The 14,200-nt window shown below is 73.2% G+C and carries 18 protein-coding genes and 1 riboswitch; of the genes, 13 read left to right on the top strand and 5 right to left on the bottom strand.

The genetic code is table 11. The features are described 5' to 3' along the window. Window positions 1–24: 24 nt before the first annotated feature. The 5 genes from ACF07S_RS21355 (at window position 25) to ACF07S_RS21335 (ending at window position 3,669) form a co-directional block, all read left to right on the top strand. Window positions 25–228 (top strand): MbtH family NRPS accessory protein, encoded by a 204-nt coding sequence (locus ACF07S_RS21355; RefSeq protein WP_301971175.1) that lies wholly within the window; start codon window positions 25–27, stop codon window positions 226–228. A gap of 102 nt (window positions 229–330) precedes the next feature. After that, window positions 331–843 (top strand): GNAT family N-acetyltransferase, encoded by a 513-nt coding sequence (locus ACF07S_RS21350; protein ID WP_391963347.1) that lies wholly within the window; start codon window positions 331–333, stop codon window positions 841–843. 464 nt (window positions 844–1,307) lie between these two features. Then, complete coding sequence (locus ACF07S_RS21345; protein ID WP_391974816.1) at window positions 1,308–2,354, top strand: glucose 1-dehydrogenase; 1,047 nt, start codon at window positions 1,308–1,310, stop codon at window positions 2,352–2,354. 27 nt (window positions 2,355–2,381) lie between these two features. Continuing rightward, window positions 2,382–2,891, top strand: coding sequence for a gluconokinase (locus ACF07S_RS21340; protein WP_391963345.1), 510 nt, complete (start codon window positions 2,382–2,384; stop codon window positions 2,889–2,891). A 325-nt stretch (window positions 2,892–3,216) separates the two neighbouring features. Continuing rightward, window positions 3,217–3,669 carry a DUF4383 domain-containing protein gene (locus ACF07S_RS21335; RefSeq protein ID WP_391963344.1) on the top strand — a complete coding sequence of 151 codons (453 nt, stop codon included), beginning with the start codon at window positions 3,217–3,219 and terminating at the stop codon, window positions 3,667–3,669. 173 nt (window positions 3,670–3,842) lie between these two features. Here the strand turns inward: ACF07S_RS21335 and ACF07S_RS21330 are convergent, their stop codons facing one another. After that, a complete protein-coding gene (locus ACF07S_RS21330; RefSeq protein WP_391974893.1) occupies window positions 3,843–4,415 on the bottom strand; it encodes a rhomboid family intramembrane serine protease in 573 nt (190 codons plus the stop codon). Window positions 4,416–4,948: 533 nt separating this feature from the next. Next, window positions 4,949–5,075, top strand: a riboswitch (cobalamin riboswitch). Between the two features lie 62 nt (window positions 5,076–5,137). Between ACF07S_RS21330 and ACF07S_RS21325 the strand changes: the two genes are divergently transcribed. After that, window positions 5,138–5,542: a (2Fe-2S) ferredoxin domain-containing protein gene (locus tag ACF07S_RS21325; protein ID WP_391974815.1), complete on the top strand. Its 405-nt coding sequence runs from the start codon at window positions 5,138–5,140 to the stop codon at window positions 5,540–5,542. Between the two features lie 404 nt (window positions 5,543–5,946). Here the strand turns inward: ACF07S_RS21325 and ACF07S_RS21320 are convergent, their stop codons facing one another. Both ACF07S_RS21320 and ACF07S_RS21315 read right to left on the bottom strand, forming a co-directional pair. Beyond that, on the bottom strand, window positions 5,947–6,750 hold the full coding sequence (locus ACF07S_RS21320) for an SDR family NAD(P)-dependent oxidoreductase (protein ID WP_391974814.1): 804 nt from the start codon (window positions 6,748–6,750) through the stop codon (window positions 5,947–5,949). Window positions 6,751–7,260: 510 nt separating this feature from the next. After that, window positions 7,261–7,497, bottom strand: a complete 237-nt coding sequence (locus ACF07S_RS21315; RefSeq protein ID WP_391963341.1) for a hypothetical protein — start codon at window positions 7,495–7,497, stop codon at window positions 7,261–7,263. A 349-nt stretch (window positions 7,498–7,846) separates the two neighbouring features. Here ACF07S_RS21315 and ACF07S_RS21310 point away from each other — a divergent pair, with 349 nt between their 5' ends. Next, window positions 7,847–8,854 (top strand): Ku protein, encoded by a 1,008-nt coding sequence (locus ACF07S_RS21310; protein ID WP_391974813.1) that lies wholly within the window; start codon window positions 7,847–7,849, stop codon window positions 8,852–8,854. Between the two features lie 118 nt (window positions 8,855–8,972). Here ACF07S_RS21310 and ACF07S_RS21305 read toward each other — a convergent pair whose 3' ends face one another. Together ACF07S_RS21305 and ACF07S_RS21300 are read right to left on the bottom strand one after the other, a co-directional pair. Next, on the bottom strand, window positions 8,973–9,107 hold the full coding sequence (locus tag ACF07S_RS21305; RefSeq protein ID WP_391963339.1) for a hypothetical protein: 135 nt from the start codon (window positions 9,105–9,107) through the stop codon (window positions 8,973–8,975). A gap of 18 nt (window positions 9,108–9,125) precedes the next feature. Next, window positions 9,126–9,989 carry a hypothetical protein gene (locus ACF07S_RS21300; RefSeq protein ID WP_391974812.1) on the bottom strand — a complete coding sequence of 288 codons (864 nt, stop codon included), beginning with the start codon at window positions 9,987–9,989 and terminating at the stop codon, window positions 9,126–9,128. Between the two features lie 663 nt (window positions 9,990–10,652). On the opposite strand from ACF07S_RS21300, the gene panD reads away from it, so the two are divergent. The 6 genes from panD to ACF07S_RS21270 all read left to right on the top strand — a co-directional run bounded on the left by panD (window position 10,653) and on the right by ACF07S_RS21270 (window position 13,903). Next, window positions 10,653–11,075, top strand: coding sequence for an aspartate 1-decarboxylase (gene panD, locus ACF07S_RS21295; RefSeq protein ID WP_391974811.1), 423 nt, complete (start codon window positions 10,653–10,655; stop codon window positions 11,073–11,075). A 34-nt stretch (window positions 11,076–11,109) separates the two neighbouring features. Then, a complete protein-coding gene (locus tag ACF07S_RS21290) occupies window positions 11,110–11,457 on the top strand; it encodes a GNAT family N-acetyltransferase (RefSeq protein ID WP_391974810.1) in 348 nt (115 codons plus the stop codon). A 6-nt stretch (window positions 11,458–11,463) separates the two neighbouring features. Continuing rightward, window positions 11,464–12,147 carry an aspartate/glutamate racemase family protein gene (locus ACF07S_RS21285; protein WP_391974809.1) on the top strand — a complete coding sequence of 228 codons (684 nt, stop codon included), beginning with the start codon at window positions 11,464–11,466 and terminating at the stop codon, window positions 12,145–12,147. Between the two features lie 128 nt (window positions 12,148–12,275). Beyond that, window positions 12,276–12,773, top strand: coding sequence for an SRPBCC domain-containing protein (locus ACF07S_RS21280; protein WP_391963331.1), 498 nt, complete (start codon window positions 12,276–12,278; stop codon window positions 12,771–12,773). Continuing rightward, the gene (locus ACF07S_RS21275) at window positions 12,770–13,105 is read left to right on the top strand and encodes an ArsR/SmtB family transcription factor (RefSeq protein WP_391974808.1); all 336 of its coding nucleotides are present in this window, start codon (window positions 12,770–12,772) and stop codon (window positions 13,103–13,105) included. The genes ACF07S_RS21280 and ACF07S_RS21275 overlap by 4 nt, the downstream gene beginning before the upstream one ends. 33 nt (window positions 13,106–13,138) lie before the next feature. Continuing rightward, window positions 13,139–13,903, top strand: coding sequence for a DUF899 family protein (locus tag ACF07S_RS21270; protein WP_391974807.1), 765 nt, complete (start codon window positions 13,139–13,141; stop codon window positions 13,901–13,903). Window positions 13,904–14,200: the final 297 nt, after the last annotated feature.

Here is a 14,200-nt window from a genome sequence, read left to right as displayed (position 1 = left end):
TCCGAGAGAGCGAGAGAGAGACACATGGACGAGAACACCCGCTACCAGGTGCTGCGCAACGACGAGGAGCAGTACTCGCTGTGGCCCGTCGACGTCGAGGTGCCCGCCGGCTGGCAGCCCGTCGGCAAGGAGGGCACGGAGGCGGAGTGCTCCGCCTACGTCGACGAGGTCTGGACGGACATGCGCCCGCGCAGCCTGCGGGAGCGCATGGAGAACGCCGGAGCCTGACGCGTCCCGCGCAGCCGCGCGGGCGGGGCCGGGGTGCGGCCCGCGACCGCACCCCGGCCCCGCCCGGCCCGTCCGTCCGTCCCTCCGTCCCGAGGAGCCGTCATGACACCGGTCCTGTACACCGAACGACTCACGTTCCGGCCCTACCGCCCCGAGGACGAGGACGTCTTCGTGGCCCTGCTGCGCGACGAGGAGGTCTGCCGCTGGATGGGCCAGGACCGCGTGCCCGAGGCCGACCTCCGCGCGCTGTTCCGCGCCATCCTCACCGACGTCTACCCGCAGCGCAGGTTCGACGTGTGGGGACTGTGGTCCGAGGAGGTCCACGTCGGCCACGCGGAGGTGAAGAAGACCGGCAACGTCGACGGCCACGAACTGATCACCGCCCTCGCCCCCGAGTACTGGGGCCGGGGCCTGGGCACCGAAGCGGTCCGCGGCCTGCTCCGCCACGCGGCCGACGACCTGGGCCTCGAGGAGGCCTACGGCATGGTCGGCGCCGGCAACACCGCCAGCCTGTCCATGTGCCGGCGGCTGGGCTTCCGGCACGTGCGCGACGTGGTCGGCGACGACGGCACCGTGACCAGGCTGATGGTGATCCCGACGACGGGCCCGGACTGACGCCGGGAGCCGGTCCGGAGCACCACGCTTCCGACGTCCACATCGTCGGCGGGCGCTGTGTACCTGTGTACCTGTGTTCGGGTGTCGCGCCTGTGTGCGAAAACGGGATGCCGCAAGCCGACCCGCCGACCGGGCCGAAGCCCGCAGGCGTTCCACCACCGCCGTGCGCCCATCCCCTCGTTCGCCATGGCTGCCACCACGCCGTGGCGCGAGGAGGCGGCGGTTCTCCGCGCGGGGCACGGGCCCGCGCGGCGGCGCCGCTCACCCGTTCGGACCGTTCCGCCGGCGGTCCTGAGCGGCTCGCTCCCTTCCGGTGAGCAGCACGGCGGCGCACGGACGTCTCCCCCCGTCCCGTCCGGCCGGTGCTGAAAAGCCGTGAGCGGGACACACGTAAAGCCGGGACGGACATCGAGCAGCGGCGCGCACGGCATGGGGCGCCGCGTGGCGAGAGGACGAGGTGGGCGATGCGTGCACTGACCGTGCGGCCCGGCGAGAAGGATTCCCTGGAGGTGCGGGAGGTGCCCGACCCCGTCCCCGCCGACGGCGAACTGCTGGTGCGGGGACTGGCGGTGGGGGTGTGCGGAACGGACCGGGAGATCGCCCGGGACGAGTACGGCTGGGCCCCGCCGGGCCGCGAGTGGCTGGTGCTGGGGCACGAGTCCCTCGGGCGGGTGCGGCAGGCGCCGCCCGGCAGCGGCTTCTCGGCCGGTGACCTCGTCGCCGGGGTGGTGCGCCGGCCGGACCCCGAACCGTGCGGGGCCTGCGCCGGCGGGGAGTTCGACATGTGCCGCAACGGCCGCTACACCGAACGCGGCATCAAGGAGATCGACGGTTACGGCGCACAGGTGTGGTGCGTGGAAGCCGGCTACGCGGTGAAGCTCGAGTCGCGTCTGGAGCGCGTCGGTGTGCTCATGGAACCGACCACCGTGGTGGCGAAGGCATGGGAGCAGGTCGAGCGGGTCGGTGGCCGTTCGTGGTTCGAGCCGCGTCGCGCTCTGGTCACGGGAGCGGGGCCCATCGGACTGCTCGCCGCCCTGCTGGGGGCACAGCGCGGGCTGGAGGTGCATGTGCTCGACCGGATGACCGAAGGAGTCAAGCCCGCTCTGGTACGGGAGTTGGGCGCCGTCTACCACGCGGAGGACGCCGGGCGGGTCATCTCCGCCGTGCGCCCGGACGTCGTCATCGAAGCCACGGGCGCGAACGAACCCGTCCTCGCCTCGCTGACGGGCACCGCACCCTACGGGGTGGTGTGCCTGACCGGTGTGTCACCCGCCGGCCGCAGGACGACCGTGGACGCGGGCGCCCTCAACCGGGAGATCGTGCTGCAGAACGACGCGGTGGTGGGCTCGGTCAACGCCAACCTGCGCCACTACCGCCAGGCCGCCGAAGCGCTGGCACGGGCCGACACGTCATGGCTCGAGCGCCTGATCACCCGGCGGGTGCCGCTGGAGCGCGCGAAGGAGGCGTTCACGCCGCGACCCGACGACGTCAAAGTGGTCGTCGAGCTGTAGGCGACACGATACGAAGGAAGGCTTCGGATGTCTCACCACACTGCTCCACTGGTCGTCGTCATGGGCGTGTCGGGTTCCGGGAAGACCACAGTGGGCCGACTGCTGGCACGGCACCTCGGCGTCCCCTACGCCGAGGGGGACGACTTCCACCCCGCGCCCAACGTGGCGAAGATGCGGGCGGGCCACCCGCTCGACGACGAGGACCGCCGCCCCTGGCTGGAGGAGATCGCACGGTGGCTGGCCGGCCACGCGGCCGGCGGAGGCGTGGTGACGTGCTCGGCGCTCAAACGCCGCTACCGTGCCCGGCTGGTTTCCGCCGCACCGAGCGTCTTCTTCCTCCACCTCGACGGCTCGCCCGAGCTGATCGCCGCACGGATCACCGCGCGACAGGGCCACTTCATGCCGCCCGGCCTGCTCCGCACGCAGTTCGCCGACTTCGAGCCACTGGGCGACGACGAAGCGGGCTCGGCCATCCCGGTCGACGGTACGCCGCAGGAGACGGCGGCCCTCGCCCGTGCCGCCGTCACCTCGTCCTGAGCCGTTCGCGCCGCGGTCCGTCGCCGGGTGGCGGGGCCCGGGGCGGCGGCCGTGCAACGGCGTGGCCCTCACCACCCGGCCGGCCCAGGACGCCGCAGCGGATTCCTGCCGGCACGGGGACGGAGAAGGACGACCCCGCGCGCCTGCTGCTCCCTGCCGGAACCCCGGACTCACCCCCGCCGGGAGAGGGAACCGGTCGGGAGGCCTCGGACCGGGCAGCGCGCTGAGCGGTGGCAGAAGAGGTGAGCTGGCGGTAAAGAGGTAACCAACGGATTCATCGTGCGCGGCTCCGGCCGCCCGTACCGCCGGAAGAGGCATCACGATCATGTCCACCCATCACGCCACCCCCACGGCCGGCCGGACCAGGGTCCAGCAGGCCGCGCTCGCCGTCGGAACAGTGTTCCTCCTGGTGGGCGTTCTCGGGTTCATCCCCGGTGTCACGACCGACTACGACACCATGAAGTTCGCCGAGCACCACTCCGAGGCCAAGCTCCTGGGGATTTTCCAGGTATCGATCCTGCACAACATCGTCCACCTGCTGTTCGGCGTCGCCGGAATCGCCATGGCCCGCGCGGCCTCCACTGCCCGCACGTTCCTCATCGGCGGTGGCGTGATCTACCTGATCCTGTGGATCTACGGGCTGATCATCGACCACGACAGCGCGGCGAACTTCGTTCCGGTCAACACGGCCGACAACTGGCTGCACTTCTTCCTGGGCATCGGCATGATCGCCCTGGGCGTCCTGCTCACCCGTCGCACCCCGTCGGCCACCCGCTGATCCCCTGCCACCCACGCCGTGGACGCTCCGCCTCCACGGCGTGCACTCCGGCACGGACCTCCCGCGGGCAGCCGAACCGGAAGCCGGACCGGAGGCACCCACCGACCGCCGGCGACTGTGCGCACGGACAGGCCGTCCCACGTGTCGCGTCCGCCGCAGCCTCCCCGCGCCGGTCAGTTTCGCCAGGTCCCCGGGGCGCGCGCACCGCCGCGGTCGTTCCCGCGGTCGTCGCGCGGCCGCCGGAACACGAAGGCCGCGGTCACCCCGCCCAGCAGTCCGAACAGGTGCCCCTGCCAGCTGATCCCGGCAGCCGTCGGCAGGACGCCCCACAGGAGTGACCCGTAGACCGCGGCGACGAGAACGCCCACGACGATGTCGCCGGCGCGGCGATTCACGAAGCCGCGCACCAGCAGATAGCCGAAGAGCCCGAAGACGACACCGGACGCACCCCCGGTCGTGGAGTGTGCGGGCGCCGTCAGCCACAATCCCAGGCCGCCGGCGAGGACGATCACCGTGACGACGGCGAGGAACCGGCGCATGCCGGAGAGCGCGGCGAGGAATCCGAGAACCAGCAGCGGCACGCTGTTCGCGGCGAGGTGGTCGAAGCCGAAGTGGACGAAGGCGGCGGGCACGACGTCCCGCAGTTCGCCCACCTGGCGCGGGCTGACGCCGAAGGTGTCCAGGGCATGGCCGCTCACCGCGTCGACGGCCTCGAGCACCCAGAGCAGAGCTACCCAGCCGGCCATCACAAGACCGGCCTTCCCGGCCCGCCCACGGCGCGACCGGGGCGCGGGGCGCGGGGCGTCGTACGCGCCGTACGAAGGGCCGGGGCCGTACTGCGATCCGTACATCATGAGACGTCCTGTCTCTCCTCGTGTACTGCTCAACGCGGGGAGAGAAGGCCCGGTTCCCGTTCGCGGGCGGCTCGGCCGGGGCATCCGCGGGCCGAGGACCGCCGGGCAGGCCGTCCCGGGCCGGTCCGCTGCTCGCCCCGTACCCGATTCGGTTCCGGGATGCTCCCGGCAAGCCGCGGGAGAGGCCGGCTACGGCACGCAGGACGACGCGACCGAGCGCCTGACGCAGACCCGCGGCCGGGCGCCGTCCTGCTGCAACCGCCCGCGACGGCCCCGCAGGCACCGGAGACGGGACGACGGTCAGGTCCCGGCGGGGAACCCGCTCCTGGGTCTCCCCGCTGGCTCACGGCCGGGTGAGGACAGGGGGCACCGTGGTGCCGGCGCGCCCGCGATGGGAGGATGGCCGGCGACAAGGGCGACGGCGGAACGAGGAAGCCGGTGTGAATCCGGCGCGGTCCCGCCACTGTGATCGGCGAGCGGATCCCGACACGGCCACGGCCCCCAGCGGGCGGGAAGGCCGGGACGAGCATCGACCCGAGAGCCAGGAGACTCACGCGGTCGCCTCCTCGACGGACCACCGGGGCGGATCTCCCCGGAGAGAGGAGCGGCGCGCCATGCCCGCGACGCCTGCCGGAGCGACGAGCGACGACCCGATCGGGGAAACGGCGGCCGGTCCGGTGCCGTGCCGGATCGTCGTGTGCCGGGACTGCTGCTGCGGCAGTCCCAAAGTCACCGGCGTCGACCACACGGCCCAGACCGAGCGCCTGCGCGAGGTGGCGCCGGTACGCGTCTCCGACTGCCTCGACGTCTGCGACCAGGCCAACGTCATCGTCGTACGGCCCTCCGCCGAGGGCCGTGCCGCCGGCGGACGGCCGGTGTGGCTGGGACTGGTCAACGACCCGGACGCGACCGAGGACATCGCCGCCTGGGTGCGTGCCGGAGGCCCCGGCGTCGCGCCCCGGCCGGAGATCCTGGACCTGTACGCCTTCACACCGAAGAAGCGTCGCACGGCGTCCTGAGCCGCTGCCGCGCCGGCCGGGCGAACGCACTGCCTTCCGCGTCCTGCGGGCGCCGGTCAGCCGACTCGTCGCGCCCTGCCCCCCGCCGGCCGGCGCCCCGGCGGGGGCGCCGGGCCCTCGGCGCACGCACCCACCCCGCTCCCGCGAGTGCAGGGATCCGGGAGCCGAGCCGGCTCCTCCGCACACCCCCGCCATCACCTCCCGGAGCCGTCCGTGGGTGGCGCTGTCGCCTGACGACAGCCGGTTCCCCGAAGCCGCCGCGCGCCGGCGAGCCGTCGGCCCCGTCCCGGGCACCGGCCGCGCACCGCCGTGTCCGGCCGCCCCTCCTTCCTCACCTGACCGGTTCCGGCTGTCCCGCCCCGGAACCGCCGGGAGGCGGTCGTCCGCCGTGCGGGCGGGCCGGGTCAGCTCCCGCCCCGGCGGGCCGCCGTGCGGATCGCCAGTTCGGCCTCTGCCAGACCGTCGATCAGGGCCGGGTCCTCGAGTCCCGGTACACACACCACCTCGCCGGTGCCCAGCGCGGCCAGTGACGCGTCGACGACTTGGTCCACGGGCATGCCGCCGTCCTCGTGCACGGACCGGTCCCGTCCCGGGACGGGCTTGTCACCACGCGACCGGTGGAACTCGGTGGCGGTCAGCCCCGGGCACAGCACCTGGATCCGCAGCGGTGTGCCGGCCAGTTCGGCGGCGAGGGTGCGGGTGAAGGTGACCACGTAGCCCTTGGTGCCGCCGTACACGGCGCGTTCGGGCAGCGGGTGCGGCGGCAGCGCGCCCGCGAAGGCCAGCTGCGAGGCCACGTTGACCACGGTGCCGTGCCCGCGTTCCAGCATGGCCGGGACCGCGGCCCGCGTGAGTGCGGTGACGGCGAGGACGTTGACGCCGAGAACCCTTGCCATGAGTTCCGGTTCGAGACCGGGGAACGGGCCGTAGCCGTTGATCCCCGCGTTGTTGAGGAGGAACCCGACGTCGTCGTCCGCCGCGCGCCGCGCCACCCGTACCAGGTCGTCGGGCTCGTACAGGTCGGCCACGAGGGTCTCCACCATGGTGCCCGCCGTCTCGCGCAGTCGCTGCGCGAGGTCGTCGAGCCGCTGCGCCCTTCTGGCCACGAGAACGGTGTCCCATCCCTGGGAGGCCAGTCGTCCGGCGTAGGCCGCTCCGATGCCGGAGGAGGCTCCCGTCACCAGGGCCGTGCCACCTCGTGTGCTCACTGGGACGTCGCCTTTCGCGCGAGCGGTCGGCGAATGCCGTGATCGGTGACAGGCACCCGGGCAAACGCCACGTATCTGCATGAACCCGCTTTGAAGCGGCTGTCGGGATGACGGGATACCGCCTGTCACCGCCTCTACGAGGAGGCGGTGACGCGTGCGGGCGGTCCCGCGAGCACACGCCGACGCCAAGAGGGCCGGGTGAGCCGATCCGCACGGCAGCAGCCGCCCCGGACCGTCCGGCCACCCGTGCGCCCGGACGGCCGTCGAGGAACATCCGGCGTGTGCGGGCAACCACCGCCCGACCTGCCGCGTCTTCGTCGCCCGCACCCTGCTCCCTTGACCTCCCGGGGAGCCGGAGTGCGGTCGAGCGCCCGCGAAAGGACCTGGTGCCCGCTGTGCACCGGTTTCCTGGCCGGGAGGATCTGCGGTCCCACACGGGTGGGGAACGGACCGGTGCCCGTGTGTACGGGCTGCCGGGGACCGGGACCGGACCCGGAAGGACGTGCGCGGCTATGCGCTGTCCGTGAGGGCCTCGTAACCGCGCGCACGGGCGCAGTGGGCGCAGCAGAAGAACTGCCCGTCGGCCTGGTGCCCGTGCCCGAGGACTTTGCACTGGCAGTTGTCGCAGATCGGCGCCAGCTTGTGGGCCGCGCATTCCAGGCTGTCGAACGTGTGCACCGCGCCGCCGACCGTGTGCACCTGAAAGGACAAGGCGTAGTCGTTCCCGCATACCTCGCAGACCGCCATAATGTCCTCCTTTCCGAGCGGCGACCGGGTACCACGCCGTGCCCGTTGCATGCGGATCACTCGCCGTGCGGGCTCGCGACCTCCGGCGGCCGCACGGATGCCCCGCCGGTACGGGTCGTCCGGTGCTCCCGGTGTCGCCCGCATCCGCCTCGACGAGGGGGCCGTCACCGGTCCGGTGGAGTACGGAAACCGGCCGGCACGGAGGCCCTGTACGCGGTGGCGCGGTACCGGAGCACCCGGGCGCGGGTGTGAGCCGTCACCCCGCCCGGCCGGGCTCCGGAGGCGATGGCCGGCATCCCCGCAAGAGGAAAAACTCAAAGTAGGACAAAATGGCATCATCGTCCCGCGGATGACCGGAAAGGTGCTGCACGTGAGGTCCATCTGGAACGGCGTGATCTCGTTCGGCCTGGTCAGGGTTCCGGTCAAGCTGGTGAACGCCACCGAGAGCCACGCGATCCCCTTCCGCGAGATCCACACGGAGGACGGCGGCCGGATCCGCCACCGCAAGTTCTGCGAACTCGAGGACCGCGAGGTCACCGCCCAGGAGATCAGCAGGGGGTACGAGGAGGCGGACGGCACGATCATCCCCGTCACCGACGAGGACCTGTCCCACCTGCCGATCCCCACCGCCAGGACCATCGGGATTCTCACCTTCGTCCCCGAGGACAGCATCGACCCGCTCCAGATGGGCGCCGCGTACTACCTGGCGGCGGGCAGGGCGCCGGCCGCCAGACCGTACGCGCTCCTGCGGGAGGCCCTGAGGCGCAGCGACAAGGTGGCCGTCGCGAAGTTCGCGCTGCGGGGCCGTGAGCGTCTGGGCATGCTCCGCGTGATCGGCGACACGATCGTCCTGCACGGCCTGCTCTGGCCGGACGAGGTCCGCGCCCCCGAGGGACTCGCCCCCGGCACGGACGTCACCGTCCCCGACCGGGAGCTGAACCTCGCGGACGCCCTGGTGGACGCCCTCGGCGGGGCCGGCCTGGAGGGTCTGCGCGACGAGTACCGCGAGGCGGTGGAGGAGGTCGTCGCCGCCAAGATCTCCGGCGAGGCCCTGCCCGAGGCGCCCCAACCGGAGCGCGGCGGCCGGATCCTGGACCTGACGACGGCGCTGGAGATGAGCCTCCGGGAGGCCCGCGAGTCCCGCGCCGCCCCCGGGGAGACCGCTGGCGGAAAGCCGGAGTCCGCGGCGAAGAAGAGGACGCCGGCGAAGAAGACGCCGCAGGGAAAGACACCGACGGGGAAGCCTGCCGCCAAGGCCGGGCAGGACGTGAGGAAGACGACGAAGGCACCGACGAAGAAGGCTCCCGCGAAGAAGGCCCCGGCGAAGAAGGCGGTCTCCCGCGGACGCCCCGCCTGAACCCCGCCCGGGCCACGGGAGCCGCTTGCGCGTCCGGCGCGGAGGGACGGGGGCGGGGACGAGCACCCCGGCCGTCCCCGCCCCCGCGGACCGGGCCGCCGGGCGCCCCGGCCACGCGTCAGGTCCTCGGACGCGCCTTCCAGCCGTGCCGGAAGCCGAGGTGGGCCGGCACCACGACCAGCAGCGGACCGGGGGTCCACCGCAGTGCCACCCGGAACCCGCCGTCCGTCGGGGTGGCGACCAGGACGACCACGCCGGTGCTGCCGGTGGGTCAGCTCTGCTTCCGGCCGCCCTGGAGCGCCTCGTCGGTCATGTCGGCGACCTGCTTCGCGGGCGGAGCCTCGGCGTCGACCTCGGTGCCGAAGTCCGAGAACTCCATCCGTGTGCTGACCTTGACCTGCTGGGGCGAGGCACCGCTCTCCGGCTGCCCGTCGGCGGCCGAGGCCTTGACGGTCATGTCGACCTGCTGGCGACGGAGCCGGCCCTGGTCGTCGAGCCAGACCTCCATGGGCAGCGCCGGACCGATCTGCCGGCGCAGCTGGGCGCCGCCGGGCAGCTCGGCGACGTCGACCGTGACCTTGTACCGGGTGGTGTCGACCCCGTCGATCTTCTCGGTGCCGACCTTGGTGACGTCCTTGTCGGCGATCGCCTTGGCGTAGGCGGCGGACTGGGCCGGGTCACCGATCTGCTGGGGGTTCACGCCCTGCTGATCGGCGACCTTCTCCAGGTCGATCTTGACCCAGGACCTGCCGCCCTGCGCCTTCTGGCCCTCCATCTTCTGGTAGAGGACCTGGTCGACCACGCGCTGCTCGACGCGCTTGCCCTCGGCGGTGACGGTCATGACGCTGTCGCCCTCCGCCATGTCGAGGGTTCCCCGGCCGTTGGACGTCATCGTCCGGCCGTCCGCGGCGGCCTTCACCTCGATCTCCATCCGCGCCGTCTCGGCCTCGGCCGTCCTGTCGTAGGCGGTGCGCACGGCCGCCGTGCCCTCCTCCCGGGCCCCCGCGCCGCTGCTCGCGCTCGACGAGGCGCCCTTCTCCTCGGAGTCGCCGTCCCCGCCACAGCCGGTCAGCGCCACGCTCCCCGTGACGGCCGCCACCGCGATCGCACCGGCCGTCATCCTCTTGCTACGCATAAGTCCCTTTCCTCTCAAGCTGGTTGACTGACTTTCAGCAGATGTCGATCCACCGCCCCGAATGCCCTCCATCGACGGAAAAACGCATGTCTGTACGGCGAGTCGGGAAGACCGGGCCGGACTCCGGGGACCGGTCGAAAGGAACCGGCCGTTCCGCGGAGGCGCCGCTCCCGTGCCCGACCGGGGCACGGGAGCCGGGTCCCGCGGAAGGGGAGCGGACCACCGGCGGCCGTGACCGCCCCCGGCGCACCGTCACGCCCGTGCACGCGGCTTCCGGGCCTGCCGGAAGCCGAGGTGCGACAACGCCACCGTCAGCGGCGGAACGACGTCCCGCAGCAGTACGACGCGGAGCCCGCCGTCCGTCAGGGCGGCGACCGGGCCCGCATTCCCGTGAAGCGGTGCGCATCCTCCTGGCGTGGCGTCAGGAAGAAGGTCGGCATGGAGCCTTCTCCGGCCTGCCCGCCGAAGCACTCAGGGTGCCGCACGGCATCACCGGCGATCGGCTCGGACGTCAGGCCGGAAAGGCTCACCGGGCCGGTGTGAGCCCTTCGACACCCGGTGACAGCCGACCGGACGTGCCCGACGTGCCCGTCGATGTACTCTCCGGGCAACGCCCTTGACCTGCAGAAGCAGGCAGGGAGCAGACGAACCGGGAGTTTCCTCATGTTTCGTACCATGTTCAAGTCCAAGATCCACCGTGCCACCGTCACCCAGGCCGACCTGCACTACGTGGGATCCGTGACGATCGACGCCGAACTGCTCGACGCCGCCGATCTGCTGCCCGGGGAGCTGGTGCACATCGTCGACGTCACCAACGGGGCCCGGCTGGAGACCTACGTCATCGAGGGCGAGCGGGGGTCAGGGGTGGTCGGGATCAACGGGGCCGCCGCGCATCTCGTGCACCCCGGTGATCTGGTGATCATCATCAGTTACGCTCAGGTGACCGACGCCGAGGCGCGGGCGCTGGAGCCCCGGGTGGTGCACGTGGACGCCGGCAACCGCATCGTGGCACTGGGCGCCGACCCGTCCGAGCCGGTGCCGGGGTCGGACCAGGAGCGCAGCCCTCAGGCCGTCACCACGGCCTGACCGGCGCGGACCGAGGCGGGAGCGTGATGTGGCCATGGGTGACATCGAGATCCGTGACGACCGGACGGCGGGCCGGCTCGAGGCGGTGACGGACGGCGAGGTCGTCGGGCGGATCGAGTACTTCGTCCTCGACACCCCCGGCCGCGCGCTCGTGCCGGTGCACACCGTCGTGGAGCCCGCCCACGAGGGCAAGGGCATCGCGGGCTCCCTCGCCCGCGAGCCGTACGGTGTCGCCGCCCGCGAGGGCAGCGCCGTCGCGCCGCTCTGCCCGTACGTCGCCAAGTGGGCCGAGCGTCACCCCGACCAGGCTCCGGCCGCCGCCGGTCCGGAGCTGATCCGGGCGGCGAAGGAGTGGCCGGCGGCTCGTCCCGAGCGGTTCTGAGGTCCCGTGCTCGCGCTGCTGCACACCTCGCCCGTTCACGTGCCCGTCTTCGACGCGCTGCGCGACCGGGCCCATCCCGGGCTGGAGTTGCGCCACCTCGTCGCCGAGGACCTGCTCGAGCGCGCCCGCGCCGACGGTCCCGCGGCGGTGGCCGACGAGGTGCGGGCGAGGGTGCGTGGGGCCGTCGACCGCGGTGCCCGGGCCGTGCTGTGCACCTGCTCGACCATCGGCGGGGTCGCGGAGGCGGCCGCCGCCGACATCGGTGTGCCGGTGCTGCGCGTCGACCGGCCGATGGCGGCCGCGGCGGTGGCCGCCGGGTCGCGTGTCGTCGTCCTCGCCGCCCTGGAGAGCACGCTGGGGCCGACGGTGGCGCTGGTCGAGGAGGAGGCGGGCCGTGCCGGACGGTCCGTCGAGGTGCGGGCCGTGCTGGTCGAGGGCGCGTGGGCGCGCTTCGAGGCGGGCGACCCGGCGGGGTACGCGCGCCGGGTCGCGGACGCCGCCGACGCGGTCACCGGCGCCGACGCGATCGTCCTCGCCCAGGCCTCCATGGCCCCGGCCGAGCGGCTCACCACGGCTTTGGTGCCCGTGCTGTCCAGTCCCCGTACGGGCCTCGCGGCGGCAGCCCGCCTGCGCCGGCAGGGCTCCGGCGAGGCCGTGCCGGACCGGGAGGCGCTCCGGCCGGGGACGTGACACTTCCCGGAGACGTGCCGCGTGGACGCGTGGGCCGCGGATGGACCATCGAGTGCAACCCACGGGTTGCGCGTGCCGTCGGGATGTGCAATCGTTCAGTTGCACAATGGAGGGCGATGGAGGTACCCGTGAACGACGCGAACCGTACCGACGCGGAGCCGGCCGAGCTCGACCGGATCGCCCGCCGGATCGACATCGACGCCCCCGCCGAGCGCGTGTGGGAGCTGGTCGTACGGCCCGGCTGGTACATCAACGACGGCGTGGTCGAGGCCGAGCCGGACCTGCGCCACGAGGGCGACGTGACGGTGGTGCGCCATCCGTCGCTGGGTGAGTTCCGGTTCCGGACGGTGGAGTTGGACGAGCCGCGCTACGCGGCGTTCCGCTGGATCGGAACCCCCTACCGGGACGATTCGACGCCCTCGACCCTGGTCGAGTTCTGGATCGACGAGCGGGACGGCGGCGGGGTGACCCTGCGCGTGGTGGAGAGCGGTTTCTCCGGCCTCGCCGACGACCCGGCGGAGTGGCTGAAGGAGCGCGAGGGCAACGACAGGGGCTGGCTCACCGAGCTGGCGGCCGCGAAGGCGTTCGTCGAGCGGAACGCGTCGGCCCCGGCGAGGCACCGGTGACCGATCCCGCTCCTCCCGTCGTGTGTGCCGCCCTCGGTGACCCGACGCGCTGGGAGATACTCACCCGGCTCGGTGAGGGCCCCATGTCGGCGTCCGCGCTGGCCAGGGTCCTGCCGGTGAGCCGGCAGGCGATCGGCAAGCACCTGGAGGTGCTGCGCGGGGCCGGGCTGGTCGAGTCCGAGCAGCGCGGACGTGAGGTCGTCCACCTCGCCGTCGGCGCCCGGCTCGGCGCGCTGGCCCGCGAACTCGACCGGATCGGCCGCTCCTGGGAGACGCGTCTGCTGCGGATCAAGGAACTGGCGGAGCGCCCCGGACCCGGCGCGGCCACCTGACGGACAGCGGCCTACGACGATGGGAGCAAGACCGTGACCGAGCACGACGAAAGGCCCACGGACCGCGCGCCGGCGCTGCCGCCGACGGCCGACCGGGCCACCTTCCAGGCCGAACTGGACCGCCTGCGGATCCGGGAGAAGGCGCACACCCGGGAAGGCGACGCGATCGCCGCCGCCCGGCGGCGCCTGCCCATGGTCGAGGTGGCCGCCGACCTCGAACTGACCGGGCCCGACGGGCCGGTCACCCTGCTCGAAGCCTTCGAGGGGCGCCGGCAGCTCGTCGCCTACTACTTCATGTGGCACCACGGCCACGACGCGGCCGGGCAGTGCGAGGGCTGCACCTGGGTCACCACCCAGGTCCAGGAGCTGTCGTACCTGCACTCGCGCGACATCACCTACGCGGTCTTCTGCCAGGGCCCGTACGGGGAGAGCCGCCGCTACCGCGACTTCATGGGCTGGGAGGTGCCCTGGTACTCGGCGGTCCCCTCGCAGGACGAACTGCTGGTCGGGCGCCACGTCGGCATGATGCACATCGTGTGCTACCTGCGGGACGGCGACCGCGTCTTCGAGACGTACTGGACGACCCTGCGCGGAGTGGAGGCGATGGACTACAGCTACGCGCTCATGGACCTCACCGTGTACGGACGTCAGGAGCTGTGGGAGGACTCGCCCTCCGGCTGGCCCACCGTCCAGGGCACGCCCGCCGGGCACGTGCGGCTGCGGAGCGGCGGACGCCCCATCCCCCAGTGGTCGCGCCTCGAGGCCGGCCGCTCCGACGCCCTCACCCCGCCCCCCTGATCCGCCGGCCGGGCCGGTTCCCCCCGGCGTCCGGCGTCGGAGGTCCGCGGGGTGCCCGGCCGGGGGGTGGCGCCATCCGGCCCCGCGCCGTCATGCGGGCGGGTGACTGTGGAGGCGGCCGTCGGGTAGGCGGGGTAGTAGTCCAGAGCCCACGCCGAGCGACAGGCCGGAGGACACGCGCCATGACGAACCCGTACCCGGACCCCGTCCCGCCGGGCCCCACCCCGGGACCGGACCCCTCGCACCCCGAGCCCTACCCGGACCCCGCCCCCGCGCCCCCGCCGCCGGGTCCCGGTC

This window comes from Streptomyces sp. NPDC016640 (assembly GCF_043076215.1).
Taxonomy (GTDB): Bacteria; Actinomycetota; Actinomycetes; order Streptomycetales; family Streptomycetaceae; genus Streptomyces.
This window is presented reverse-complemented; position numbering and strand designations above follow the sequence as displayed.

What these genes read in the sequence shown, in the direction of transcription:
- ACF07S_RS21350 (WP_391963347.1), top strand. Translation starts at nt 331, where the DNA reads ATGACACCGGTCCTGTACACCGAACGACTCACGTTCCGGCCCTACCGC.
- ACF07S_RS21325 (WP_391974815.1), top strand. Translation starts at nt 5,138, where the DNA reads ATGCCCGCGACGCCTGCCGGAGCGACGAGCGACGACCCGATCGGGGAA.
- ACF07S_RS21340 (WP_391963345.1), top strand. Translation starts at nt 2,382, where the DNA reads ATGTCTCACCACACTGCTCCACTGGTCGTCGTCATGGGCGTGTCGGGT.
- ACF07S_RS21355 (WP_301971175.1), top strand. Translation starts at nt 25, where the DNA reads ATGGACGAGAACACCCGCTACCAGGTGCTGCGCAACGACGAGGAGCAG.
- ACF07S_RS21330 (WP_391974893.1), bottom strand. Translation starts at nt 4,415, where the DNA reads ATGGCCGGCTGGGTAGCTCTGCTCTGGGTGCTCGAGGCCGTCGACGCG.
- ACF07S_RS21315 (WP_391963341.1), bottom strand. Translation starts at nt 7,497, where the DNA reads ATGGCGGTCTGCGAGGTATGCGGGAACGACTACGCCTTGTCCTTTCAG.
- ACF07S_RS21335 (WP_391963344.1), top strand. Translation starts at nt 3,217, where the DNA reads ATGTCCACCCATCACGCCACCCCCACGGCCGGCCGGACCAGGGTCCAG.
- ACF07S_RS21310 (WP_391974813.1), top strand. Translation starts at nt 7,847, where the DNA reads ATGACCGGAAAGGTGCTGCACGTGAGGTCCATCTGGAACGGCGTGATC.
- ACF07S_RS21345 (WP_391974816.1), top strand. Translation starts at nt 1,308, where the DNA reads ATGCGTGCACTGACCGTGCGGCCCGGCGAGAAGGATTCCCTGGAGGTG.
- panD (WP_391974811.1), top strand. Translation starts at nt 10,653, where the DNA reads ATGTTTCGTACCATGTTCAAGTCCAAGATCCACCGTGCCACCGTCACC.
- ACF07S_RS21290 (WP_391974810.1), top strand. Translation starts at nt 11,110, where the DNA reads ATGGGTGACATCGAGATCCGTGACGACCGGACGGCGGGCCGGCTCGAG.
- ACF07S_RS21300 (WP_391974812.1), bottom strand. Translation starts at nt 9,989, where the DNA reads ATGCGTAGCAAGAGGATGACGGCCGGTGCGATCGCGGTGGCGGCCGTC.